Below are 25,068 nucleotides of genomic sequence, written 5' to 3' on the forward strand. Positions count from 1 at the left end.
GCCGCGCCCTGCGGGACATGATCAGCAGGCATCGCCGAGCGGTCGGCGTCGTGCTGGCGCTGCACAGCGCCGCTGCGCTCGCGGGGCTGGCCCCGCCGTGGCTGCTGGGCACCATCGTGGACCGGGTCACGGCGGGCTCGGGCGTGGCGACCGTGGACCGGCTGGCCCTGGCGATCGCCGGCTGCGTCGTGGTGAGCGCACTGCTCGCCCGGTACGCCCAGTACGCCGGTCACCGCTTCGGCGAACGCGCCGTCGCCGAGCTGCGCGAGCAGTTCGTCGACCGGACGCTCGGACTGCCGGTCTCGGTCGTGGAGCGCACCGGGGCCGGGGATCTGGCGACCCGCAGTTCGGTGGACGTGGCGACGGTCGGGACCACGGTCCGGGACGTGGCGCCCACCATCGTCATCGCCTCGGTGCAGTTGACGTTGCTGTTCGGCGCGGTGTTCCTGCTGCACCCCCTGCTGGGGCTCGCGGCGCTGGCCGGGCTGCCGTCGATCGTGACGGCGACCCGCTGGTACCTGCGGCGCGCCGGCTCCGCGTACCTCGCCGAGGGCGCCGAGGCGGCCGAGTTGACCGAGGCGTTGACCACCACCGCCGAGGGCGCCCGCACCGTGGAGGCGCTGCGGCTGGCCGACGACCGCATCCGGCACGGCACCACCCGCGTCACACGTCTGTGGCAGGCCCGGCGGGCGACGCTCGCACTGCGTACGGTGTTCTTCTCCGTCGTCGAGGCCAGCTATCCGCTGCCGATCGCCCTGGTCCTGCTCGTCGGCGGCTATCTCCTCTCCGCCGATCGGGTGCCGCTCGGATCGGTCGTCGCCGCCGCGCTCTACCTGCAACAGGCCATCGATCCGATGGACCGGCTGTTGCAGTGGACCGAGCAGGCGCAGCGTGGCTTCGCGTCGTACGCCCGGGTGCTCGGCGTCGGCCTGGTCCCGCCCGAGCCGCCCGGCGCCACGGCCACCTCGCGGGGCGAGCGGCTCGTCGTCCGCGAGGCGCGTTTCTCGTACGCCGACGGGCACGACGTGCTGCACGGCATCGACCTGGAGGTGCGGCCCGGGGAACGGCTGGCCGTCGTCGGCCCGTCGGGCGCGGGCAAGTCGACACTGGCCCGACTGCTCGCCGGGATCGACGCGCCACGGCAGGGCGTCGTCACCATCGGCGGCTGCGCCGTCACCGACCTGGACCCGGCCGAACGACGACGGCGGATCGCCCTGGTCACCCAGGAGCATCACGTCTTCATCGGCTCGGTCCGGGACAACCTGGCGTTCGCCGCCCCGGACGCCACCGACGAGCAGATGCGCGCCGCGCTGGCCACGGTCGGCGCGGACTGGTTCGACGAACTACCCGACGGTCTGGACACCGCGCTCGGCGACGGCGCCCGGCAACTCGGCGCGGCGGAGGCCCAGCAGTTGGCGCTGGCCCGGTTGGTGCTCGCCGACCCGCACACGCTGATCCTGGACGAGGCGACCGCGGCGCTCGACCCGAGCACCGCCCGGCGGACCGAGCGGGCCCTCGCGGCCGTGCTCGTCGGCCGGACCGTCATCGCCATCGCGCACCGGCTGAACACCGCGCACGACGCCGACCGGGTAGCCGTCCTGGCGGACGGCCGGATAACCGAGATCGGCAGCCACGACGAGCTGGTGACGGCCGGCGGGGCGTACGCCGCGCTCTGGCGCTCGTGGCACGCCCACGCCGACGGCCGGTGACCGGCGTTATTTCACCGCGCCGGAGGTCAGGCCGGCCTGGATCTGACGCTGGAAGACCGCGTACACGATGATCATCGGGAGGATGGCGATGGTCAGCGCGGCGAACAGCCCGGACCAGTCGGCCTCGTAGCCGGCGTTGACCGAGATGTCGGCGATGCCCTGGGTGAGCACCCACTTGTCCTTGGCGTTGGAGAGCAGCACCAACGGGAGCTGGTACTGCGCCCACTGCCCGATGATGTTGAAGATCGCCACGCTGATCAGGCCCGGCTTCGCCATCGGCATCATGACCTGGAAGAAGAGCCGGGTGTGCCCGCAGCCGTCGATCATCCCCGCCTCGGCGACCGAGGACGGCAGCGTCTTGAAGAACGCGGCCAGGAAGAAGATCGTGAACGGCAGCGAGTAGGCGATGTAGACCAGGATCACGCCCTGGTAGGTGTCCAGCATGCCCAGCTGCTTCACCACGAAGAACAGCGGCACCAGGGCCAGGAACACCGGGAACGCCAGCCCCGAGACGAACAGGTAGTAGATCGCCCGGTTGCCCCAGAACTTGTACCGGGCCAGCACGTACGCGGCCATCGAGCCGAGCAGCATGGTGCCGAAGGTGCTGCACGCGACCACGAAGACGCTGTTGAGGAAGTACCGGCCGACGTTCGCCTTGGTCCACGCCCGGCCGAAGTTCTCCCAGCGCAGCTCCGCCGGGAGCGTCCACGGGCTGCTGAAGATCTCGCTGGTGTTCTTGAACGCGGCGAGGAACGTCCACAGGATCGGGACGATCACGATCACCGCCCACACGGCGAGGGCGACGTGCCCGAGGCTGGCGAAGAGCCGTACCTCCGAGCGGGTGCCCTTGCCGCGCCGACCGCCGGTCGCGGACTTCTCGCCGGTCTTCGGCGGTAGCGCCGCCGGCGTCGGCGGCAGCGTCGACTGCGGGGTCATCAGTACTCCACGCTTTCCCGCTTGGTGAGCCGCAGCGTCAGCGCCGCGAACGTGAGGGTGAGGAAGAACAGCGCCACGCCCATCGCTGAGGCGTAGCCGTACTTCGAGTAGACGAACGCGTTGCGGTAGATCTCCATGGCCAGGACGGTGGTGGCGCCGTCCGGGCCGCCGCCGTCCACCGAGAGCACGGCCACGATGGCGAACGCGTCGAACGCGGCGATGCCCAGGTAGACCCACGCGACCTGGAGGGTGTCCCAGAGCAGCGGCAGGGTCACCCGGAAGAACAGGGTCACCCTGCTCGCCCCGTCCATCTCCGCGGCCTCGTAGATCTCGCCGGGGATGGAGGCCATCCCGGCCGAGAAGAGCACCACGTAGAAGCCGACGGCCTGCCAGACCAGCACCGCGAGGATCGACCAGAGGGCCAGGTTCGGCTTGACGAGGAAGAGGATCGGCTCCAAACCGAACTTCATCAGCACACCGTTGATCAGGCCGGACTCGTTCGGCCGGTAGACCATCTGGAACAGCACCGCGATGATCGCCACCGCCAGGACCTGGGGGAAGAAGAACACCACCCGGTAGAACTTCGCCCCCCAGACCCCCTGGCGTTGACCACCGCTGCTCTTGCCGCCCACGTTGAGCAGGAAGGCAAAGAACAGCGCGATGGCGATGGTGATCAGCGGCAGGGCAAGCAGCAGTACGCCGTGGTGCTGGACCGCCTTCCAGAAGGCGCCGTCGTCGAGCAGCTTCCGGTAGTTGTCGAAGCCCACCCACTGCGGGGCGGATAGCCCTCGCCAGTTGGTCATCGAGATCTGGAACGCCTGCGCGTACGGCCAGATCACGAATGTCACGTACAGCGCGACCGGGGCGGACAGGAACCCGATCACGAATGGATACTTGCCGTGCCGCATGACCCTAGCTCCGATCGATCAGCGCTTGAACTTGGCGACCGAGCTGTCCTTCTTGATCGCGTCGGCGCGCTTCTGGATCCGCTCCACGAAGGCGTCCGCGTTGATCCGGCCGAACATCAGCTCGTTGGTGGCGCTGCGCGCCTCCGTGTCGAGCTCCTTGTACCAGCCGTCGAAGTACAGGTTGAACACGTCCTGACCGGCCGCCTTGAGCGCGGCCTGCGAGCTGGCCACACCGGGCGGGAAGGCGAAGCCCTCCGAGCCGGCGGTGACCACGGTCGGGGCCTTGACGACCTCGGTGAAGCCCTTCGCGCCCGCCGTGGACAGCATCTGGCGCATGTACTCCAGACCGCCCTTGGGGTTCTTGCTCTTGGCCGAGACGAAGTAGCCCTCGCCCGCGGTGGCCCGCAGTGCGGTGGCCGGCAGCTTGTCCGACGCGGTGAGGCTCGGCACCGGCATGAGCTGGTAGTCGAAGCCGGCCGGGGTGTCCTGCTTCTGCTCGCCCTCCAGCCAGTCACCGCTGGGGTACAGGGCCACCTTGTACTGGTTCTGCCGCAGCTGCACATCGGTGTGCTTGAGCCCCTCGAAGCTCTTGTCGCTGAACTTCGCCCCGACCTCGGCCCACGCCGCGGCGGCCTGCTTGACCGCGTCCTGCTTCCAGGCGCCGTCCTCCAGGTTGTCGATGTTCTTCAGCACGTCGACGCCGCCGATCTTGGCAGCCTGGGTGAGGATCACGTTCCACTGGTAGTAGGCCGCGTTCGCGCCCGCGTACCCGTACGGGGTGATGCCCTTGGCCTTGATGGCGGTGAGCAGCTTGATGAAGTCGTCCCAGGTCTTCGCGGGGGCCCAGCCGTTGTCCTTGAACAGCTTGCCGGAGTACCAGATGCCGAAGACGGTGGAGACGTAGTACAGCACGTACGGCTTGCCGTTGAACGAGCCTGCCTCGACGGTGCCCGGCACCACGGTGTCGCGGACCTTCTTGGCCGGGTCGTCGACCGACGGGGCGTCCCACAGCTCGGTGAGGTCCCGGAGCTGACCGTCGGCGACAAGCGAGCCGAAGTCGATCAGCTTCTCGCCCGAGTTGTTCACGAACTCCGGCGGGTTGCCGGACGCGAACCGCGGCTGGAGCACCGTGGAGACGGCCTGCGTGGACTGGTGCTTGATCTCCGCCTTGGGGAACGCCTTCTTGTACAGCGGCTCGTGCACGTCGGTCGCGTACTTCTCGCCGTAGCCACCGTTGAAGATGATCACCTCGATCGGAGCGTCCTCCTTGACGCCCAGCGGGTTCTTCTCGCTCTTGGTGCCTTCTGCGGCCTTCTCGTTGTCCTTGTCGCCGCCGCTGCTCGTCGCGCAGGCGCTGAGCAGGCCGATGGCCGGAGTGGCGAGCATGCCCACGGCGGCGGCGCGACGCAGCACCGTGCGACGGTCGAGCGTGGCCGGGTGCTCGGGGGTAATCGACATCGTCGTCTCTCCTTGTGGAATTCGGGTCAGGCGGTACGCCGGAGACGCCCGGCGTACCGCGACTCGAGGGCGATGTTGTGCTCGTCCCCGCCGGGGACGTTGGCGGAGAGGTAAATAGGGGGCACCTCTCCGGCCTGGTGGAACCGTCGTACGACCTCAGCGGTCAGCAACTGCGCCAGCAGCGCCGTGGTGACCGAGGAGACCGCACAGACCGCGCCGCCGCCCTCGAGCGGCAGCAGTGCGTCACCGTACGGCGCGCCGTTGTCCAGCACGACGTCGGCAAGGTCGGCGAGCCGTTGCCCGGACGGGTGCCGTGGCGCCACCCGTGCGGTGTGCTCGACCGAGGTGACCGCGATCAACGGGTGACCGCGTTCGGTGACCAGCGCCGCCAGCTCGACCACCGAGCCGTTGATGCCGGACTGGGATGCCACCACGAACACGTCGCGCGGCTGGGGCGCCGCGAGCGCGTAGATCTGGTGGGCGATGGAGGGATCACGTTCCAGCTTCGGATCGGCGAGCACGTCGCGCGGGGCGTCGCCGTGCACCACCAGGTCCCGTACCGAGAGCCGGTTCGTGGGGACCAGCCCACCGGCACGGGCGACCAGCTCGGCGGCGAACGCCTCGGAGTGCCCGGCCCCGAACGCCTGGAGCACGCCGCCCGCCCGCAGGCTGTTGGCGATCAGGTCGGCGGCCCGGGTGATCCCGTCGGCCTCCGAGTCGAGCAGGCGGTCGAGCACCGGGCGGACGGCGTCCGCGTACCCCTGTGCACTGATCATGGGAGGACCCCCTTGGCGGCCTTGTGCCCGTCGACAGCCTGCGCGGTACGCCGGAAGGCCGCGTGGGCGCGGTCGTGGGTGCGCTGGGCGACGGCGATGTAGAGCAGGTCGAGCACCACCAGTTGCGGGTGGCGGGCGGAGAGCGCGTCCGGCCGGAAGGTGGTCGCCTGGCTGGCCGTGAGCAGCACGATGTCCGCCAGCTCGGCCAGCGGTGAGCGGGGAAAGCCGGTGAGGGCGACGGTCGTGGCGCCCCGGCTGCCCGCCTCGGCGAGCATCTCGATGGTCTCCCGGGTCTGGCCGGTGTGCGAGATGCCGAGCGCGACGTCGCCGACGCCGAGCAGCGCGGCACTGGCCAGCCCCTCGTGTACGTCGCTCCAGGCCCAGGCGGCCACCCCGATGCGGTGCAGGCTGAACTGCATCTCCTCGCCCACCAGCGCGCTGCCGCTGGCCCCGAAGATGTTCACCCGGCTGGCGCCGGCGATGGCCACCGCGGCACGCTCCACCTCGCCGAGGTCGAGCAGCGCGGCGGTGTCGTGCATGGCGCGGGTGTCGGCGGCCATGATCTGGTCGAGGACCCGGGCGAGGGGGTCGTTCGGCTGGATCTCGCGTCCGATGTCGACGGTCCAGCCGGCGGAGCGGGCCCGGCCGGTCTCGGCGGCGATCCCGAGGCGCAGGTCGGCGTACCCCTCGAACCCCATGGCCCGGCAGAAGCGGGTGATGGTGGCCGGCGAGGTGCCGCTGCGCTCGGCAAGCTCCACGATCGTCGCGCGCGCCGCGGCCTCCGGGTCGCTGAGCACGTGCTCGGCGACCCGACGCAGCGCGCCGGTCAGCTCGGCGAGCCCGTTGCGCACCCGCGCCAGCACCCCGTCGGAGGCGGCGCTCCTTCGGTCGATCGCGTGGGCGTCGACCACCGCGGTCCCCGCGGCGGTGTCCACCTCGTGATCAACCATGGGACGCCTCACCTTTCCGATAAGACTGTTAACTGTTAGTGGTAAAAGTTCTTACTGAACGCCCCTCCGTGTCAAGACTGTGGGCGAAGTTTTCAAACTGTTACCTGCCGCACAGCCCTCCGGGGCCTCTCGGAGTTGCCTTGGACGGCGGTGCCGACCAGCATGAACAGGCCCATGACCGCGCAGAGCAAGGAGGCTCGTGCCGATGCCCGACACCGTCGTGGTCGGTCTCGACGTCGGGGGTACGTCCACCCGGGCGACCGCCCTGACCCTCGCCGGCGAACGCCTCGGCACCGGCAAGGCCGGCGGCGGCAACCCCACCAGCCACGGCGCCGAACGGGCCGCCACCGAGGTGCTGACCGCGCTGCGCGGCGCGCTCACCGACGTCGACCCGACCCGAGTGGCCGCCGGCACCATCGGGCTGGCCGGCGCACCCCGACTCCTCGCCGACCCCGCCGGGCGCGCCGCCTTCGACCGGGCCTGGCACGACGCCGGCCTGCGCTGCCCGTACGCCGTGCACGGCGACGCCCTCGTCGCCTACGCCTCCGGCACCTCCGAGCCCGACGGGACGATCCTCATCGCCGGCACCGGCGCGATCACCGCGCAGGTCGTCGACCTGCGCCTGGACCGCGTCGCCGACGGACACGGCTGGCTGCTCGGCGACGCCGGATCGGGCTTCTGGCTCGGCCGCGAAGCGGTCCGCCGGCTCCTCGCCGACCTGGACGCCGCTCACGCGCCGGGCCCCCTGGGCGCGGCGTTGCTCACCGAACTGGTGGGCAGCGCGGACGTCGCCCCACGTCCCCGCGACACCGTCGACGCCACGATCCAGGCGGTCACCCGCCGGCCGCCGATCGACCTCGCCCGACTGGCGCCCCTGGTCGTCACCGCCGCGACCGACGGCGAACCGGTCGCCACCGCCCTGATCGCCGAGGCCGCCGCCCACCTGGCCGAGAGCGTCACCCGGATCCGCCCCGCGGAGTCGACGACGCCGGTCGTGCTCGGCGGCGGACTGCTCATCGCGGACACCCCGCTCGCCCGCGCCGTCCGCGCCGAGATCGGTCAGCGCTGGCCGTCGGCGCCCCTGCGCACCGCCGGCGACGGTGCCGCCGCGGCCGCCTGGCTCGCCGCCCGCGAGCTACCCGAGCTCACCGACCCGGCAGCCCTGCACACCCTCCTCTTCCCCAGTGGGCCCTTACCCGCCTGACCGCCGCCACGCGACTCAAGATCCGCGCACTTTCGGTGAAACTGCTGCCTCAAGGCGCGCCGAGGCAACAGTTTCACCGAAGTTGTGCGGATCTTGCAGCGACGTAGCGCGGTCGGGCGCAGTCGCACCGTTCTCGACGCCGGGCCGGTCAGGTCTGGGTGGGGAATCCGAGGTTGACGCCACCGTGGCGTGGGTCCAGCCACCGGTTGGTGACGACCTTGCCCCGCGTGAAGAACCGCACCCCGTCCTCGCCGTGGGCGTGCAACAGGTGCGTCCACCCTCGGGCGGGTCGGCCGTCCGGGCTGGCCCGTGCCCGGGTCAGGACCCGCGCGGACGCAGCGGCAGGTGCAGGGCGGTGGCGACCACCACGAAGGAGACCCAGCCCGCCCCCAGCGCGCCGGCCGACGAGACGTCCTGGACGTAGTGGTACGCGGTGAGAAAGCCGACGAGCGCCAGGCTGTTGCGGGCGAAATGCCCGCTGAACTCGGACAGCCCGGCCCCGCCGGTCCGCGCCGATCACGAACGTCATCCGCTTCGTGCTCAGGCAGGACCATGGCCGCCAGCCAGAGCACGACCGTGCCGCCGAGGGCCGCCTCGAACGGGGGATGTCGACGGCCACCAGGCCGGCGCTCAGCGCCACGTACACGGCGATCCCCGCGCCGTCGGCGAGCAGAACGGGCCAGCGCAGCCGCTGGTGGGTGACCGCCCAGACCACGGCCGTCACCAGCAGGACCGCGCTCCACGTCATGGGGCCGGCGTCGTGTCCTCGAAGGTCGCCGCGCTCACGCAGGCGTCGAACACGCGGGTGAGACGCTCGACGTCCGTGCGGTTGACCGAGAACTGGTTCTCGCCGATCTCACCGTGGGCGGCCATCCGGGCCTCCCAGCAGCTCGACGAGTCCCAGAGCGTCAGATTGGCGAGGAGGTGCGGACCCACCGCGCCGAAGGGCAGCAGGCCCACCCGGACCCCCGCCGCGCGTTGCCGACCGACCAGGTCGGACAGCTCGTCGGTCAACGTGGCGTAGACGAAGACCCGGCTGAGGTCGAGCAGGACGCTGAGGGTGATCGACAGTGTGATGCCGACCAGCGCCGCCGGGTCGGTGTGCGCCACCAGCCGGAGGAAGCCCGAGGGGCCGCCCGATCCCCGCCGACGCGCACCGTCACGGGTCGTCGAAGCCCCCCATCAGCCGCTGCCGCCAGCGTAAACACCGGCTACAACAGCGGACCGGTAGCATCCGGCAGGTGCAGGAAGCGCAGACAGGTACGGCCGCCGAGCGGATCGCGCCGGACGTCGAGGCCTGGGTCTGCTCCACCGCGCTCCGCGACCTGGTACGGCACTTCGGCGGTGACTGGCCCGCTGGCGACCTCGCCGAGGTCCTGCGGTTCCTGGACGACTTCTCCGCCCGCCACTGGGACTTCCGGAGCGGTCGGGAGCGACCCGACGCGCGCGAGCCGGACCTCGACCCGGCCACCGCGACGCTGGTCCTCGACACGGCCGCCGCGCTCGGGCTCGTCCACCCGGTGCCGCCGGCCCGGTCCGCGTACGCCCATCTGGTCGTGCTCGGCGGCCTCGCGCACGCCTGCGTGCGGCGCGTCGGGTACGCGGCGTACCTGCTGCGCGCCGGCCTGACGGTGCGGGGCGAGGTCGCCGTGCTGGGCAGCTTCCGCCCGCTCTCCGAGTGGGAACGGGCCGCCCTCGCCGATGCCGGCCTGCCGGCCGACGAGACCGAGGTCGACGTGCTGGACACCGCCGTCCGGCGGGTGTTCGGCGTGGCCCCGCAGGCGGAGCGGGCCGGTGTCGACGCCGGCCACCCGCACCACTCCTGGTCGTCGCGGACCTACCGGCCGGCGGGCCTGCCACCGGTACGGGTGCTGGCCGCGCCGTCCAGCGAACCGGAGCGACGACGGGCGCACACCGCCGACACCCAGCGGTTCTGGGCCGGGCACGTCCGGCTCGCGCCGGGCGACGAGGTGCTGACGGCCACCGCGCCGATCTACGTGCCGTTTCAGCACTGCGACGCGCTGCGCACCCTGGCGCTGCCCTACGGCTGCGACATCGACACGGTCGGGGTGGACCCGGCGGTCGCCGACGTGGCGGTCCTGCCCGAGCAGACCCTCACACCGGGCCGCTACCTCCAGGAGATCCGCTCGGCGATCCGCTCGATGCGCGCCCTGCACGAGAGCCTAGGCTGAGCCGGGCTCAGCCGGCGGTGGCGCGGCGCGGGGCTCAGCCGGCGGTGGCGGTCTGGCGGACGGCCTGGGCGAAGACTTCGGAGCGGTGCTCGAAGTTCCGGAAGCGGCCGTAGCTCGGTGCGGCCGGGGACAGCAGCACCACACCGCCGGCCGGGGTGACCTCCCGGGACAGCCGTACCGCCGCCACCAGGTCGTCGACCAGTTCGGTCCGTACCTTCGGCAGGCCGTCGAGCGCCTCGACGATCCGGGCCCCGCTGTCCGGAATCCCGATGACGGTCAACTCCCGCTCGGCCAGGTGCTCGGCCAACGGCGTGTAGTCCAGCCCCCGGTCGTTGCCGCCGACGATCACCGTCAACGGCCGTCCGTCGTACGCGTCGATGGCGTGCATGGCCGCGTACGGGCTGGTGGCCAGCGTGTCGTCGACGAAGGTCAACCCGGACGGGTCGGTGATCTCGGTGAGCCGATGGGCGAGCCCCTGGAACTCGGCGACGGCGATGGCGAGGTGGTCCTTGGCGGCCACCACGTCGACGCCGAGCGCGTCGAGGACGGCGAGCGCGACGCACAGGTTGCCCTCGTTGTGCCGGCCGACCAGCGGCAGCACGGCACGCGGGAAGAGCGGCTGGTCACCGAGGTGGAACCAGGGGGTGCCGTCGGCACCGCCGGCGACGTGGGTGGTGTCGGGACGGCCGGCCCGCACCGCGGGCAGGTCACCCAGCTCGGCGGCGAGCCGCGGGTCGGTGCCGTTGACCACGGTCGTCTGCGGCTCGTGGGCCAGCAGGTTGAGCTTGTCGCGGTAGTACTCCCGCTCCCCGCCGTGCGCGTCCAGGTGCTCGGGGAAGAGCGCGGTGACCACGGCAACCCGGGGCGAGTCGGCGAGGTCGCTGCACTGGTAGCTGGACAACTCCAACACGTACAGCTCGGCCTCGGGGAGGTCGAGCGTGGGCACTCCGATGTTGCCGCCGAAGACGTTCGGTCGGCCCATCGCGGTGAGCAGGTGGCTGATCAGGCTGGACGTGGTGCTCTTGCCCTTGCTCCCGGTGACCCCGACGGTGCGCGCGGCGTGGTCGGCCATCCACAGGGCGGTGCCCTGGGTCACCATGACCCCACGTCGCCGCAGCTCGACCAGCCACGGGTGGGTCTGCGGCACACCGGGCGAGCGGACCACCACGTCGGCGGCGGCCAACCGGGCGAATCCCGCCTCGCCGGTCACCAGCGGCGCAGCCTCGGCCAGCGGGCCGTCCCACGGCAGCGACAGGAAGTTGGCGCTGTCGTCGACCGCGACCAGTTCGGCGGGGCCGTGCGCGGCGATGGCGGTCACAGCAGCCCGGCCCTCCCGGCCGGTGCCCCAGACGGCGACGGTACGTCCGCGCAGGTCAGACAGGCGCACGGGGCTCTCCTCGGGGGTCGCGGCGGCGGCAGGGCGGGCCCGGTCCGGACACGGCCGGACGAACCAGGGCCTAGTATGGCGTGTGCCCAACGAGCAGCTCCGGCGGATGGACGCCTTCACCTTCCCGTCCTACTCGATCGACTTCGCCACCGGCGAGGTGTTGTTCGACTACGCGCTGACCGGCCCGACCGGTGAGCAGCGGTTCACCGAGGTGATCACGCTTCCCCTGCCGGCGGCGCCGCCGTCCGACGAGACGGTGGCCACGCTCAACCGGGTGCTGGAGGTGCTGCACCTGGTCGCCGGGGTCAGCTACTACAAGACCGCCGCGCCGCCCCGGCTGGTGCTGCCGGCGCCGCTGGGCGCGGCCACCGTCGACTACGTCACGGCCGTCTACACCAAGGGCCTCGCCGAGTACGCGTACCGCAACGAGCTGCCGCACGTGCTGGAACTGCGTCCGGAGGCGCCGGCCGGCACGCCGGAGACCCCCCGGGTGTACGACAACTCCGACCGTCGCCCGCTCTCGGCGGTCGGCGGCGGTAAGGACTCGATCGTGAGCCTGGAGGCGCTGCGGCGCGCCGAGCTGGGCCCGGTGCCGTTCTCGGTGAACCCGAACCACGTGATCGTCGCGGTGCACGAGGCGTCCGGGCTGACCCCCCTCGCTGCCCGCCGGCGGATCGACCCGGTGCTGTTCGACCTGAATGCCGCCGGCGCGCTGAACGGCCACATCCCGGTCACCGCCATCAACTCCCTGATCGCGGTCGCCACCGCCGTACTGCACGGGCTGGGCCCGGTGGTGATGTCCAACGAGCGCTCGGCCTCCGACCCGAACCTGATCTGGAACGGTCACGAGATCAACCACCAGTGGTCCAAGGGCGTCGAGGCCGAGGGGCTGCTGCGGGGCGCGCTGGCCGAGCACGCCGGGCTGACCGAGCCGTACTTCTCCCTGCTGCGTTCGCTGTCCGAGCTGCACATCGCCCGGCTGTTCGCCGAGTTCACCCGGTACGACGACGTGGTGACGAGCTGCAACGCCGCCTTCAAGCTGCGGGACGCCTCCGAGCGCTGGTGCCGGAACTGCCCGAAGTGCCGGTTCGTCTTCCTGGCCATGGCGCCGTTCATGCCCCGGGAGCGGGTCACGCACATCTTCGGCGGGGACATGCTCGCCGACCCGGAGCAGATCCCCGGCTACCGGGAGCTGCTGGGCGTGGACGGGCACAAGCCGTTCGAGTGCGTGGGCGAGGTCGAGGAGTCGGTGGTGGCCCTCGGCCTGCTCGCCGAGCAGGACCAGTGGCGCGACGCCCCGGTGATCAAAGCCCTGGTCGACGCCGTCCCCGCGACAGCGTGGTCCGCGGTGGCGTCGACGGACGTCTTCACCCCCGGCGGCCCCAACCACATCCCCGAAACCTACGCAAAAGCCCTAACCTCCCTCTCCTAACCCACCCACCCCGGCCTCTCACCGACCCCTGGTCCCCTTCGTCCGGTGATCAAGAGGTTCGCGTCACGGAAGACGGCATTTTTGACGCAAACTTCTTGATCAACAGGGGTGAGGAGAGGCGCCCCGGGGTTGAGGGTCAGGGGGTTCGGACTGCTTCCAGGGCCAGGAGGGCCACGTGTAGGGAGAGGCTTGCCTCTACCGAGTCGAGGTCCACGTCGAGGATGCGGGCTATCCGGGCCAGACGTTCGTAGAAGGCCGGTCGGGACAGATGTGCCGCGGCGGCGCCGGCGGACTTGTTGCGCCCCTGCCCCAGGTACGCGCGCAGGGTGTCGAGCAGCCGTTCCCGGGGGTGCTGGGCGTCGTACTCCAGGAGTGGGCCGAGTTCGCGCTCGACGAAGGTCTGCAGTCGGGGCTCGTCGCGCAACAGGTACAGCAGCCCGGCCAGACCCACGTGCGGCAGCCGGAAGACGGGCAGGTCACGCCGGTCCCGGCGGGCGGCCTCGGCGATCTGCCGGGCCTCGACGAGCGACTGCCGGGCCTCACGCAGGGTGCTCACCCCGGAGCCGGCGGCCACGATCAGCCCGCCCGACGCGCCACCGACGCCGCCCCGCAGTGGGTCGACCCCACCGACGCCCCGGGAGGTGCCGGACGCCGGCCGGGACCGATCAGCCCCCCGTACCGACCGGAACGGATCGGCGCCGGAGGTGACCCGACCGGTGGCGGCGTCGAGGCGTACCCGACGAAGGGCGTCCGCGAACGCGGACAGCGCACGGTCCTCGGTGGCCGGGTCGGTCAGGGCCAGCAGCGCGCCCACCGAGTTGTCGTCGACCGCGCTGGCCAGCGCGGTCAGTTTGGCCTCCCGCAGCGCCTGGCCGACGGCCTCGGACAGGTCCCGTAGGCGGGCCTGACCGGCCTCGGGGCCGCCCTCTCCGACGGGGTCGTCGGCCCGGTGGCGCACCAGCACGCCGACGAGGTGCCGGCGGTCGAGCCCTACACCGAGCGCCTTGGCGCGCAGCGCCACCTCGTCGACCGGCCGCGAGTGGTCGAGCAGGGCGGTGAGCAGGGTGCGATGGAGCTGCCGCTCCAACCCCTCGGCGTCGCGGCGGATCAACCGGCCCAGCGCGAGGGTGGACGCGGCCCGCTCAATGAGGATGCTCAGCCGGGTGGGCGGCGCGGCGGTCGGCTCGCCGGCGCGGGCGGTGGGCATAGGCACCTCCCCGCTGGCGGGCCAGCGCAGCAGCAGCCGTCCCCAGTCCTGGCCCCGGGCGCCGACGACGGTCACCAGCCAGCCGCTGTCCGGGTCGTACGCGGTGCGCCCGGCTGGCCGAATCCGCCGGGAGTGCTGCTCCCAGCCATCCAGCAGCAGCTCGGCGCTCTCCCCCGCCGGGTCGTACCCGAGGACCTGCCGGGACAGGTTCTCCAACACGACAGGGCAACCGGACAGCTCGGCGGCCTGCCGGATCACCTCGGCCGCGTCGGCGCCCTCGACGGAGAGGTCGGTGAACCGCTGGTGGATCTCCTCGGCGGCCCGCAGCTCGGTGAGCTGCGCGTCGACGATCAGCGCGTGCACCGCCTCGGTGATCCGCACGAACGGGGTGGCCCGGCGCAGCTCGACCAGGGGCAGGCCGCGCCGCTCGGCGGCGGCGGCCATCACGCGGGGTACGCCGCTGACGTAGCGGCGGCCCAGCTCGACGACGAGCCCGGAGACGCCGACGTCGGCGAGGTCGCCGATGAACGCGCGCAGTCCCGCGTCGTCGGCCGGCAGCCCGATTCCGGTGGTGAGCACCAGCTCGCCGCCGCCGAGCAGGGTGGCGATGTCGGGTACCTCGGCGACGTGCACCCAGCGGACCGGCCGGTCCAGCCCGGCGTCCCCGGCCACCACGCGCGGAGCGCCATGGCGGACGGGGTCCAGGGCCAGGACCTCACGGACGGTAGGGAACACGGCCGACACGCTACCGTCCGTGACCCCGGACCCCGGACCCCGGACCCCGACCTGCCGGGTACCGGTCAGTCAGTCGACGCCGAACTCCATCGCCGCGCGGTCGAGCGCCTCGTCCTCGGCGGTGGCGACACCCCGGGAGGCGATGGCTTCCGCCCCGCCCTCCGGCATCGCGCCGATCAGCCCGGTGGAGGCCGCCTGCGCGGCACCGATCATCCGCTCGGAGGGCGCGCCGCCGACCATGCCGAGGGACGCGTACTGCTCCAGCTTGGCCCGCGAGTCGGCGATGTCGAGGTTGCGCATGGTGAGCTGGCCGATCCGGTCCGACGGGCCGAACGCCGAGTCCTCGGTGCGCTCCATCGACAGCTTGTCCGGGTGGTAGCTGAACGCGGGGCCGGTGGTGTCGAGGATCGAGTAGTCCTCGCCCCGGCGCAGCCGCAACGTCACCTCACCGGTGACCGCCGTACCGACCCAGCGCTGCAACGACTCGCGCAGCATCAGCGCCTGCGGGTCCAGCCAACGACCCTCGTACATGAGGCGGCCGAGGCGGCGGCCCTCGCTGTGGTAGTTCGCCAGGGTGTCCTCGTTGTGGATGGCGTTGACCAACCGCTCGTACGCGGCGTGCAGCAGCGCCATCCCGGGCGCCTCGTAGATGCCCCGGCTCTTGGCCTCGATGATCCGGTTCTCGATCTGGTCGGACATGCCCAGGCCGTGCCGGCCACCGATGGCGTTGGCCTCCAGCACCAGGTCGACGGCGCTGCCGAACTCCTTGCCGTTGATCGTCACCGGGCGGCCCTGGTCGAACCCGATCGTGACGTCCTCGGTGGGGATCTCCACCGACGGGTCCCAGAACCGGACGCCCATGATCGGGCTGACCGTCTCGATGCCGGTGTCGAGATGCTCCAGGGTCTTCGCCTCGTGCGTGGCGCCCCAGATGTTGGCGTCGGTCGAGTACGCCTTCTCGGTGCTGTCCCGGTAGGGCAGGCCGCGCTCCAGCAGCCACTCCGACATCTCCTTGCGGCCACCCAGCTCGGTGACGAAGTCGGTGTCGAGCCACGGCTTGTAGATGCGCAGCATCGGGTTGGCCAGCAGGCCGTACCGGTAGAAGCGCTCGATGTCGTTGCCCTTGAAGGTCGAACCGTCGCCCCAGATCTGGACGTCGTCGGCGATCATCGCGCGGACCAGCAGGGTGCCGGTCACGGCCCGGCCCAGCGGGGTGGTGTTGAAGTACGCCCGCCCGCCCGAGCGGATGTGGAAGGCGCCGCAGGTCAGCGCGGCGAGGCCCTCCTCGACCAGGGCGGCACGGCAGTCGACAAGTCGGGCGACCTCGGCGCCGTAGCTGAGCGCACGGCCGGGGACCGAGCCGATGTCGGGCTCGTCGTACTGGCCGATGTCGGCGGTGTACGCGCAGGGGACGGCGCCCTTGTCGCGCATCCACGCGACCGCGACCGAGGTGTCGAGGCCGCCGGAGAAGGCGATGCCGACACGTTCGCCGATGGGCAGGGAGGTGAGAACCTTGGACACGGGGAAGATTATTCAACAAGACGCATGGTCATGCAAGCGGATCGCCGCGGCCCAGTTCCCAGAACGCCACGGCCGCCGCGGCGGCGACGTTCAACGAGTCCACTCCGCGCCGCATCGGGAGGACCACCCGCACGTCGCTGGCCGCCTGCGCCGACGCCGTCAGGCCGGGCCCCTCGGCGCCCAGCAGCAGCGCCGTCCGCGCGCGCTGCGCCGGAGTCAACAGCTGCATCGGTACGGCATCCGGCGCCGGCGTCATGGCGAGCACGGTGAACCCCGCCTCGCGTACCTCGTCGAGACCAGCCGGCCAGCGGTCGAGCTTGGCGTACGGCAGCGCGAAGACCTCGCCCATGCTGACCCGCACGCTGCGCCGGTAGAGCGGGTCGGCGCAGGACGGCGACAGCAGCACCGCGTCGATGCCGAGCGCGGCGGCCCCCCGGAAGATCGCCCCGAGGTTCGTGTGGTTGTTGACGTCCTCCAGAATCACCACGCGGCGCGCTGCGGCGAGCACCTCGGCCGCCGTCGGCAACGAACGGCGGTGGAACGACGCCAGCACCCCCCGGTGTACGTGGAAGCCGGTGGCCCGTTGCAGCACGTCCTGGGTGGCGGCGTAGACGGGCGCGTCACCGGTGTCCAGGTCGGCGAGCTGGTCGACGCGCTTGGCGTCGACCAGGTACGACCGGGCCGGGTAGCCGGCGCGTAACGCCCGGCGCAGCACCAGCTCACCTTCGGCGATGAACAGTCCGTGCGGAGGCTCCCAGCGGGTGCGCAGCTCGACGTCGGTGAGCGCGCGGTAGTCGGCGATCCGGTCGTCGTCGGGGTCGGTGATCTCGTGGACGGGCACCCGACGATTCTGCCGGACGGCCTGCCGCCGCCCCGACGTCCGCCCAGCGGCGGTGTTTTGTCCGGTCGGGAAGGGGAACGACCGGTGACTTACCGGACTCGACGGGAAGGACCAGCCAGGTGAGCGCAGAGCACACGACACCGGCCGAAGGGGGCACCCTGCCCCCGGCGTCCGACCGTCGCGGACCACATCGTCTCCCGCCTGTTCAGTTGGGGCGTACGCCGGTACTTCGGCTATCCCGGCGACGGCATCAACGGCCTCACCTCCGCCCTGCAACGCACCAACGAGCGGGCCCAGTTCGTGCAGGTACGGCACGAGGAGACGGCCGGCTTCGCCGCGTCCGCGCACGTCAAGTACGGCGGCGGCGCACTCGGCTGCGCGCTGGTCACCAGCGGCCCGGGCGCCATCCACCTGCTCAACGGCCTGTACGACGCCAAGCTCGACCACCAACCGGTGGTCGCCCTGGTCGGGCACACGGCGGTCACCGCCGAGGGCGGTGGCTACTACCAGGAGGTCGACCTGCTCGCCCTCTACAAGGACGTCGCGGCGGCGTTCCTGGCCCAGCTCGACCACCCCGCGCAGGTCCGCCACCTGGTCGACCGCGCGTGCCGCACGGCGCTGTCGCGGCGTACCGTCACCGCGCTGGTGCTCCCCTCGGACATCCAGGACGAGCCGGCCATCCCCGACCCGCCGCACGCGCACGGCTACTACCACACCAGCAACGTGCCGAGCAGCACGCCGACCCTCCCGCCGACGGCGGACCTGCGCCGCGCCGCCGAGGTGCTGCGCGGTGGCGAGCGGGTGGCCATGCTGGTCGGGCAGGGTGCGCTCGGCGCGCAGGACGAGGTCCGCGAGATCGCCCACCGGCTCGGCGCCGGGGTGGCCACCGCGCTGCTCGGCTTCACCGTCGTCGACCATCGCGAGCCGTGGGTGACCGGCGCGATCGGGCTGCTCGGCACCCGGCCGAGCTGGCAGCTCATGAGCGGCTGCGACCGGCTGCTGATCGTGGGCAGCAACATGCCGTACTCGGAGTTCTATCCACCACCCGGCCAGGCCCGCGCGGTGCAGATCGACCTGGACGGCACGCAGCTCGGGCTGCGTTACCCGACCGAGGTGAACCTGACCGGCGACGCCCGCCCCACCCTGCGGGCACTGCTGGACGAGCTGGGCCCCGGCCCCGAGCCGACCGCCTGGCGGACGGAGATCGCCGAGGCCACCTCGGCGTGGCGGCGCGCCCAGCGCGAACTGGCCGAGCAGACAGCCGACCCGGTCAACCCGCAACTACTGTTCAGCACCCTCAGCGACCGGCTCCCCGACGACGCGATGCTCGCCGTGGACTGCGGCACCGCGACCGCCTGGTACGCCCGGCACGTGCAGGTCCGACCCGGCATGCTGGCCAGCCTCTCCGGCACGCTGCTGTCCATGGGTGGCGCCATGCCGTACGCGCTGAGCGCCAAGTTCGCCCACCCGGACCGGCCGCTGGTCGCGTTGATCGGCGACGGGGCCATGCAGATGAACGGCGTCAACGAGCTGATCACGGTGGCGAAGTACTGGCGCGGCTGGGCCGACCCGCGGTTCGTGGTGCTGGTGCTCAACAACCGGGACCTGGCGTTCGTCAGCTGGGAGCAGCGCTCCAGCGAGGGGACGCCGATGTTCCCGGACAGCCAGCAACTCCCGGACATCGGCTACCACCGGTGGGCCGAGGTGCTCGGGCTGCACGGCGAGCTGGTCGACTCGCCGGAACAGGTACCGGGCGTCTGGGAGCGCGCGCTCAGCGCCGACCGGCCGGTGGTCATCAACGCGCTTGTCGACCCGGCCGAGCTGATGCTGCCGCCGCACTTCACCGTCGAGCAGGCCCGCAAGACCGCGGCGGCGGTGCTGCGCGGCGACACCGACTGGGCCGGCATCATCCGCCGCGGCCTCCCCGCGACGATCGCCAGCTACCGCCCCCGCCGCCGCAACCGCTGAACCTGACCCCACCCCACCCCACCCCACCCCAACCCGGTCCCCGGCCCCGGCCCCGGCCCCGGCCCCGGCCCCGGCCCCGGCCCCGGCCCCGGCCCCGGCCCCGGCCCCGGCCCCGGCGATCATGGAGTTGTGGTGGCGGATGGAAGCCGCGAGCTGCCGCATAACGGGCACCACAAGTCCATGATCGGCGGGGCAGGGGTGGGGGTTGGCCTCGGCGGGACAGGCGGGGCGGGGTCGGGGGTCAGGGAGTGGGGGTGAGGTTAACCGCGGCGGTTCAGCCAGCGTTCCAGCGGGGACAGGAGGTCCTCGGTGGTGGGCCTCTGGCGCTCCGGGACGGCGGGACGCTCTACCGGCCGGCGGGGATCGCCAGCCAGCTCCTTGCTGGGCGCGACGAACGCCTTCTCCGGCTGCCCCTTGACGGCGGTGGCGATGACCCGGGCGACCGCGTCGATCACCTTGCTCTGCACCGCAGAACCCACCGAGTCGGCCGGGTCGTCGGGGTTCGCCGCGATGCCGGCGACGGCCACCTGCGGGGTGAAGCCGACGAACGTCTCGGTGGCGTTCTCCTCCGAGCTACCCGTCTTACCCGCCACCGGGCGGCCGTCGAGGATGCCGTTCACACCGGTGGCGGTGCCGCCGTTGCACTGCCCGTACGGCGACTGCTGGCCCACCGGGCAGCGGGCCGCGTCGGTCGCGGCGCGCGCCACGTCGGCGTCGAGGACCTTCCGGCAGGACGGCTGGCCGACCGGCACCCTCGCGCCCTTCGCGTCGGTCACCGAGACCACCGGCACCGGCGTGCAGTAGGTGCCCTCGGCGGCCACCGTGGCGTACGCGTTGGCCAGGTCCAGGGGGGTGGTGGCGGCCACGCCGAGGGTGAACGATCCCCAGTTCGCGGCGTTGTTCTTGGCGAAGGCGGCGTCGGTGTCGGCGCGGAACGTGATGCCGAGCCGCTGCGCCATCTCGACCACCTTGTCCTGGCCCACCTGCTCGGCCAGCCAGACGAAGTAGGTGTTCACCGAACGGCCGAAGCCGTCCCACATCATCCGGTACCCGTCCATCCACGCCGGGTTGGCGTTCGCCGGGCACCAGTGGCCGTCACAACTGCCCGGCCCCTCGGCCGGGTAGCGGGTGGGCAGCTTGGCGGGGGCGTCGAACCCGGTGGAGAGGGTACGGCCTGATTCCAGCGCCGCGAGCATGGTGAACAGCTTGAACGTCGAACCCGCCTGGTACCCGTCGACGCTGGCCCCACCGGAGATCAAGGGGTTGACGGTGTTCGGGTAGTTCGCCTGCCCGGCTGGGTTGTCGGCGAGGCTGTAGTGCCGGTTGACCGCCATCGCCAGCACCTGCCCCGTGCCCGGCTGGACGGCCGCGATCGGCAGGGCGCGCTTGTTGTCGTACCCGTAGACCTTGGTGGCCTGCTGCTGCGCGGTGGCCTGGATCTTCGGGTCGAGCGACGTGACGACGGTGTAGCCGCCCGAGCGCAGGGCCTGCTCGCGCTCGGCGGGGGTGGCGCCGAAGGCCGGCTGGGTCAGCCACCACTGGCGCAGGTAGTCGCAGAAGTAGCCCCAGTCGTCGTGGCCCTGGGCCATGGCGGTGCAGCCGTTGGGCTGTGCGGTGGCGTGCAGGGCCAGCGGCTCCGCCTTGGCCTGCGCGGCCTGCGTGGCGGTGATCGCACCGGTGGCGACCATCGAGTCCAGCACGTACGAGCGGCGGGCCAGCGCCTCGTCCTTGTCGCCACCGATCGGGGTGTACGCGTCCGGGGACTGCACCAGGCCGGCGAGCAGCGCCGACTCGGCGAGGGTCAACTGCGCGGGGGGCTTGCCGAAGTAGCGCTGGCTGGCCGCCGCGATCCCGTACGCGCCGGCGCCGAAGTAGGCGATGTTCAGGTACCGGCCGAGGATCTCGTCCTTGCCGAGGCTCTTGTCCAGCGCGCCCGCGTACCGGATCTCCTGGAGCTTGCGCCCGACGGTGGGGTCGGTGGCGGCGGCGCGCTCCTCGGGGGTCCGGGTCGGGTCGGTCTTGAGGACGTTGCGCACGTACTGCATGGTCAGCGTGGAGCCGCCCTGCTCGGTGCCGCCGCCCTTGACGTTGGCGACCAGCGCCCGGGCCAGGCCCCGCAGGTCCGCGCCGCCGTGGTCGTAGAACCGCCGGTCCTCGGCCGCCACGATCGCCTGCCGCATGAGCGGGGCGATGTCCGCCAACGCGACGTCGGTGCGGTTCACGTCGTAGAACGTGCTGAGCAGCGTCTTGCCGTCGTTGGCGTAGAGGTAGGAGCGCTGCGGCGTCGCCGGGGTGCGCAGCGCGTCGGGCAGCGCGGCGTACGACCCGATCGCGGCACGTGCGGCGAATCCGACCAGCAGGTTGCCCGGCAGCGCGGCCACGGCCAGGACGAGCCCGGCCAGCACGCCGGCGAGCAGCACGGTGAACAGCCGCGACAGCGGCGAGCGGGAGGCGGCCATGCCACCCAGGATTGCCACAAATAACGCCAACCGACCACCCCCACCCCTGGCCCTGTCAGCAATCTCACGCCATCCCACTGGTTCCACTCCGGCAATCACGTCCTTGGGTGGTTGAGGTCGGCTGCTGATGAATGATCTGCTGTGTCTGATTCACGGACGCCTTGACGGTGAGCTGGTTGGAGTCGCAGTGCCTGTGCAGGCTTTGTGTCCCGAATTCGATCTGACATGGGTGCCGTCCGGCCATTGGGTGGGGAGCGCACCGGTCCCGGACGCGGTGCTTGCGGCAGCGCGAGTTGACAATCGCCATCTGGTGCACGCAGACCCGGTCGTCCTTCGCGGTGCTGGCTTCGTCGCTGGCCTGCTGCGAGGCCAACCGCTGGACGTGGTGGTGCGGATGGTGTGTGTGCCGTTCGGAGGGCTGCCCGGTGGTGTGGTGGAGGCGCTGGCTCTTGCGGGTCAGCTTGGTTTACCCGTACTAGCACGGGAGGCGGATGAAAACGGCAGGGAGCGGGATTCGCAGGTCGTGCCCTTTGACGCGGCTGGCGCGATGGTGGTGAGCCCTCCGGCGGGCAAGGGTGTGCAGCTGCAAACAGCGCCCAACCTTGCCACAGGTCCGCGCACCGTGGCGGCAATCACCCCGTCGTCCCTCGGCCCGGCCCCTGGGATGATCTCGGCCGTCGGCGCGCCGGCGCAACCCGGGGCGCCCTCGGATCGTCTGCTCGCGGCGTTCGCGAAACTCCTGGCGTGGACTGGCGCCGCTGACTCGCGCGGACGGGTCGCGCAGGTGCTCGCCGAACTCGGCGCGCCGACCATAGTCCGCGACGATCTCATCTACCCGGTGGACCTGCTGGATAAACGGTTCGGTGGCGCGTTCCGCCCGGCGGCTATCGCGGACCTCGTCGCTCTACCGCTCAACGAGGCGACAGTCGTCTATCTGGAGTCGCCCCACGAACAGCCGCACGTCGTTATCGTCGAGCGCGTCTCGGAGTCGGAGTTCGTCTATGCCAAGACGCAAGTTCGTTCTCGTGGAAGCGATGCGCCCCTCCCACCCCCGGGGACGTTCACGCGTTTCACGCGCGATGGGTTGCGCGGTATGGAGCAGATGCCGCACGGCGTGTTGTCCGGCACGATCCGTCTCCCGTACCGCGACGGCGCTCTCGCCTCGCTCCGTACCGATTCGGACGATCCCTTGTCCGGTATACCGTTCGACCGGGACATAGTGCGGCGCTACATCGCTGAGCGCGGGCGGCTGGCCGCTGACGAATCGAGTGGGCCGAGATTCGACGAGTCCTCCCCGATCCTGGGGGATTGGGACCTGTGGCGACGGTACGGCGATACTGAACCGGGCCGGCTCGTTGCCGGCCTCACCGGCGGTGATCCCGTTGCTACCGAAGTGGTCCGACTCGCCGAGGATTTCTTGACCGCACAGGGCAACCTGCCGGAAGTCGCCGACACGCTGCAGTTCAGGCTGCGGTTCGCGGAACTCAGTGCGGTGCGCGGCGCCGACGGCACCATCGGCTTTCCCTTCCCGCTCGTGGGGAGGTATGGTTCGCCAGACGAATTCGAAGAGCTGACCGTAGTCCTGGACGCGAAGGGCGCGGTGCAGACGACGAGCGGCGACGTCGTCGTCAGAAGCGGGAATCGATTTCGGCTGCTCGATGCAGAATGGGATGACGGGCTTTACCTGACTTACACCGACTCCGCAGTCGGATCGGCCGTCGCCGAGCCACCACCGCCCGTTGACATGGGCGACATACTCACCGCGATGTTCGGCGCGCCTGCAGGTCCGATTGGCCTGCGTAGCACGGAGCGCCAGCCCGACGGTTCCGTCCGGCTCAACCCGACGTGGCGACGCCTCGACGACCCCGGCGTGGCGGAAGCGCTCAACAACGGACGTGGGCTGCGGTGGAACTACTCGGTCGGCCCGGATGGGGTGCTGCAACTCGGCGTAGAAGACGTACGCAGTTCCTACGACGACAGCGAGTTGGACGAACTGTACCGGCGAATGAACGACCGGATGCCGCTCGCCCGCGAGGAGTTCGACGCGATCTTCGCTTTCGCCGGACACCCCGCAATCGGGGTTGGCTTCGATAATGAGGGCAACTTATTCGTGCGCCCTGCACGCATCAGTGGTGAACTCGCCTACAACCAGCACAGTGGTGACTGGGTAGTGAACGACAAGTCCGGCCGGTACATGGACGCACATGTTCGCCCGCCCGTCGCCCGCGACAGTAACTTCTGGCTGAAAAACGTCGCAACGCTCATTGCGGAGACGCTGCACCTCAAGGTGACATACGTCCCTTCAGAGTACGGCCTGGACGCGGTGTCGGATCCGGTGCGGGTCAGCAACCAGGCCGCTGTTTTTGCCAGCCGCTACAGCGGCCCTGCAACGGAACGGGCCGCACTCCACAGGTTCCTGCTCGATCGTCTGCGAAACGACGAGGTGGACATTGACTCCGCTCTGCGGCACGCCGATCTCGTCGCGGACGCGCTGGGCCTGCGCATCGAGCCGATGCCGAAATGGGGGGTGACGCCGACCGACCGTCGGGCAGATCGGCTCGCCCTCGCCACAGCCTACTACGGCCATGAGGCCCTGACGGAGGCGAACGCACACGACACGGTCAAGGCGATCGTGCGCCTGTACCAGGCTCCAGGAAGAGTGGACACCCTCCAACGTGCGATAGAGCTCAAGAACGAACGCCGCGACCTGGCCCGGGCGGTGCTGCAGGTAGTCGCAGAGGCTGCACCGAAGCTGCCGACCGTGCCTCTCAACGGCCGCCCCGTGGCCATATTCATGGCGCGGTCCGCATTCAACGTCCTAAATAAGGCTGCCGGGGGCCTGGTGACACCCGCACCGATGGCCGCAGTCTATACGACAAAGCCGTTTGAGCAGCTCCCCTCGCCTGGGGAAGGTAGGGTGGCTCTGGTCCTCCACGTGCGGCGGGCGCACCAAGCCGACAAGTGCCTTCTGATTGCCGCGGGTACACGCCTACGGGCAAGCACGGGCCGGGAGCACCCCGATGGCGGACTGACCGTGGAGCACTATGAGGTGACGGGGCTGCAGTTCGCCCAGACGGTGGCCGCGAATCCATCCATTGGGAGCCTGCCGAACGCGCGGCTCGCTGCGTGGGTAACGAACGTGCAGACGTTGATGCCGCCCGACGCGCTGGAGCGCGTGATATGCGCCCTCGGCGCGCTCATCGCCGCGTATCCGGAACTCACCCCTGCCGCCAAGGCGACGTACACGAATGAGACGGGTCCGCGGTTAGATCACCTACCGGTGAACCTCGGTGTCCGGTGGACATCGGCTAAGAGACTGTCGGGTAACTGGGTGGGGGCGGAACGTCACGCCGAGACACGTCGATGGAAGGTCCTCGACAAATAG

General features: G+C 71.2%; 18 protein-coding genes. 6 read left to right on the forward strand and 12 right to left on the reverse strand.

Going from position 1 to position 25,068, the window contains the following annotated elements; all coding sequences use genetic code 11:
- Window positions 1–17 precede the first annotated feature (17 nt).
- Window positions 18–1,709, forward strand: a complete 1,692-nt coding sequence (locus tag ACLQ24_RS16680) for an ABC transporter ATP-binding protein (protein WP_425892637.1) — start codon at window positions 18–20, stop codon at window positions 1,707–1,709.
- Between the two features lie 6 nt (window positions 1,710–1,715).
- On the opposite strand, the gene ACLQ24_RS16685 is transcribed toward ACLQ24_RS16680, so the two are convergent.
- The 5 genes from ACLQ24_RS16685 to ACLQ24_RS16705 are packed head-to-tail and all read right to left on the reverse strand — an operon-like array spanning window position 1,716 to window position 6,737.
- On the reverse strand, window positions 1,716–2,645 hold the full coding sequence (locus tag ACLQ24_RS16685; protein WP_425892608.1) for a carbohydrate ABC transporter permease: 930 nt from the start codon (window positions 2,643–2,645) through the stop codon (window positions 1,716–1,718).
- Window positions 2,645–3,553 (reverse strand): carbohydrate ABC transporter permease, encoded by a 909-nt coding sequence (locus tag ACLQ24_RS16690; RefSeq protein ID WP_425892610.1) that lies wholly within the window; start codon window positions 3,551–3,553, stop codon window positions 2,645–2,647. Before ACLQ24_RS16690 ends, ACLQ24_RS16685 begins: the two co-directional genes overlap by 1 nt.
- Window positions 3,554–3,571: 18 nt before the next feature.
- Window positions 3,572–5,011 carry an N-acetylglucosamine/diacetylchitobiose ABC transporter substrate-binding protein gene (gene ngcE / locus ACLQ24_RS16695; RefSeq protein ID WP_425892612.1) on the reverse strand — a complete coding sequence of 480 codons (1,440 nt, stop codon included), beginning with the start codon at window positions 5,009–5,011 and terminating at the stop codon, window positions 3,572–3,574.
- Window positions 5,012–5,037: 26 nt separating this feature from the next.
- Window positions 5,038–5,787 carry a sugar isomerase domain-containing protein gene (locus tag ACLQ24_RS16700; protein ID WP_425892613.1) on the reverse strand — a complete coding sequence of 250 codons (750 nt, stop codon included), beginning with the start codon at window positions 5,785–5,787 and terminating at the stop codon, window positions 5,038–5,040.
- Entirely contained in the window at window positions 5,784–6,737 is a 954-nt protein-coding gene (locus ACLQ24_RS16705) for a MurR/RpiR family transcriptional regulator (RefSeq protein ID WP_425892614.1), read from the reverse strand. The genes ACLQ24_RS16700 and ACLQ24_RS16705 overlap by 4 nt, the downstream gene beginning before the upstream one ends.
- Before the next feature lie 205 nt (window positions 6,738–6,942).
- On the opposite strand from ACLQ24_RS16705, the gene ACLQ24_RS16710 reads away from it, so the two are divergent.
- Complete coding sequence (locus ACLQ24_RS16710) at window positions 6,943–7,941, forward strand: N-acetylglucosamine kinase (protein ID WP_425892616.1); 999 nt, start codon at window positions 6,943–6,945, stop codon at window positions 7,939–7,941.
- A 148-nt stretch (window positions 7,942–8,089) separates the two neighbouring features.
- Here ACLQ24_RS16710 and ACLQ24_RS16715 read toward each other — a convergent pair whose 3' ends face one another.
- Together ACLQ24_RS16715 and ACLQ24_RS16720 are read right to left on the reverse strand one after the other, a co-directional pair.
- Window positions 8,090–8,689, reverse strand: coding sequence for a hypothetical protein (locus ACLQ24_RS16715; RefSeq protein WP_425892640.1), 600 nt, complete (start codon window positions 8,687–8,689; stop codon window positions 8,090–8,092).
- The gene (locus tag ACLQ24_RS16720; protein ID WP_425892618.1) at window positions 8,686–9,051 is read right to left on the reverse strand and encodes a hypothetical protein; all 366 of its coding nucleotides are present in this window, start codon (window positions 9,049–9,051) and stop codon (window positions 8,686–8,688) included. Before ACLQ24_RS16720 ends, ACLQ24_RS16715 begins: the two co-directional genes overlap by 4 nt.
- Before the next feature lie 131 nt (window positions 9,052–9,182).
- Here ACLQ24_RS16720 and ACLQ24_RS16725 point away from each other — a divergent pair, with 131 nt between their 5' ends.
- Window positions 9,183–10,133 (forward strand): hypothetical protein, encoded by a 951-nt coding sequence (locus tag ACLQ24_RS16725; protein ID WP_425892619.1) that lies wholly within the window; start codon window positions 9,183–9,185, stop codon window positions 10,131–10,133.
- A 34-nt stretch (window positions 10,134–10,167) separates the two neighbouring features.
- On the opposite strand, the gene murD is transcribed toward ACLQ24_RS16725, so the two are convergent.
- Window positions 10,168–11,520 carry a UDP-N-acetylmuramoyl-L-alanine--D-glutamate ligase gene (murD, locus tag ACLQ24_RS16730; protein ID WP_425892620.1) on the reverse strand — a complete coding sequence of 451 codons (1,353 nt, stop codon included), beginning with the start codon at window positions 11,518–11,520 and terminating at the stop codon, window positions 10,168–10,170.
- 82 nt (window positions 11,521–11,602) lie between these two features.
- Here murD and ACLQ24_RS16735 point away from each other — a divergent pair, with 82 nt between their 5' ends.
- Window positions 11,603–12,952 (forward strand): hypothetical protein, encoded by a 1,350-nt coding sequence (locus ACLQ24_RS16735; RefSeq protein WP_425892622.1) that lies wholly within the window; start codon window positions 11,603–11,605, stop codon window positions 12,950–12,952.
- A 136-nt stretch (window positions 12,953–13,088) separates the two neighbouring features.
- On the opposite strand, the gene ACLQ24_RS16740 is transcribed toward ACLQ24_RS16735, so the two are convergent.
- From ACLQ24_RS16740 to ACLQ24_RS16750, 3 genes are read right to left on the reverse strand one after another with little or no spacing between them, the layout of a single operon-like run.
- A complete protein-coding gene (locus tag ACLQ24_RS16740) occupies window positions 13,089–14,903 on the reverse strand; it encodes a PucR family transcriptional regulator (protein WP_425892623.1) in 1,815 nt (604 codons plus the stop codon).
- 60 nt (window positions 14,904–14,963) lie between these two features.
- Window positions 14,964–16,415, reverse strand: coding sequence for an argininosuccinate synthase (argG, locus tag ACLQ24_RS16745; RefSeq protein WP_425892625.1), 1,452 nt, complete (start codon window positions 16,413–16,415; stop codon window positions 14,964–14,966).
- A gap of 28 nt (window positions 16,416–16,443) precedes the next feature.
- On the reverse strand, window positions 16,444–17,256 hold the full coding sequence (locus ACLQ24_RS16750; RefSeq protein ID WP_425892627.1) for a TrmH family RNA methyltransferase: 813 nt from the start codon (window positions 17,254–17,256) through the stop codon (window positions 16,444–16,446).
- Between the two features lie 189 nt (window positions 17,257–17,445).
- On the opposite strand from ACLQ24_RS16750, the gene ACLQ24_RS16755 reads away from it, so the two are divergent.
- Window positions 17,446–19,224, forward strand: coding sequence for a thiamine pyrophosphate-requiring protein (locus ACLQ24_RS16755; protein WP_425892638.1), 1,779 nt, complete (start codon window positions 17,446–17,448; stop codon window positions 19,222–19,224).
- A 260-nt stretch (window positions 19,225–19,484) separates the two neighbouring features.
- Here the strand turns inward: ACLQ24_RS16755 and ACLQ24_RS16760 are convergent, their stop codons facing one another.
- Window positions 19,485–21,683, reverse strand: a complete 2,199-nt coding sequence (locus ACLQ24_RS16760; protein ID WP_425892628.1) for a transglycosylase domain-containing protein — start codon at window positions 21,681–21,683, stop codon at window positions 19,485–19,487.
- Window positions 21,684–21,810: 127 nt separating this feature from the next.
- On the opposite strand from ACLQ24_RS16760, the gene ACLQ24_RS16765 reads away from it, so the two are divergent.
- Window positions 21,811–25,068 (forward strand): hypothetical protein, encoded by a 3,258-nt coding sequence (locus ACLQ24_RS16765; protein ID WP_425892629.1) that lies wholly within the window; start codon window positions 21,811–21,813, stop codon window positions 25,066–25,068.

It is taken from the genome of Micromonospora sp. DT4, assembly GCF_049841675.1.
In the GTDB taxonomy this organism is placed as follows: Bacteria; Actinomycetota; Actinomycetes; order Mycobacteriales; family Micromonosporaceae; genus Micromonospora.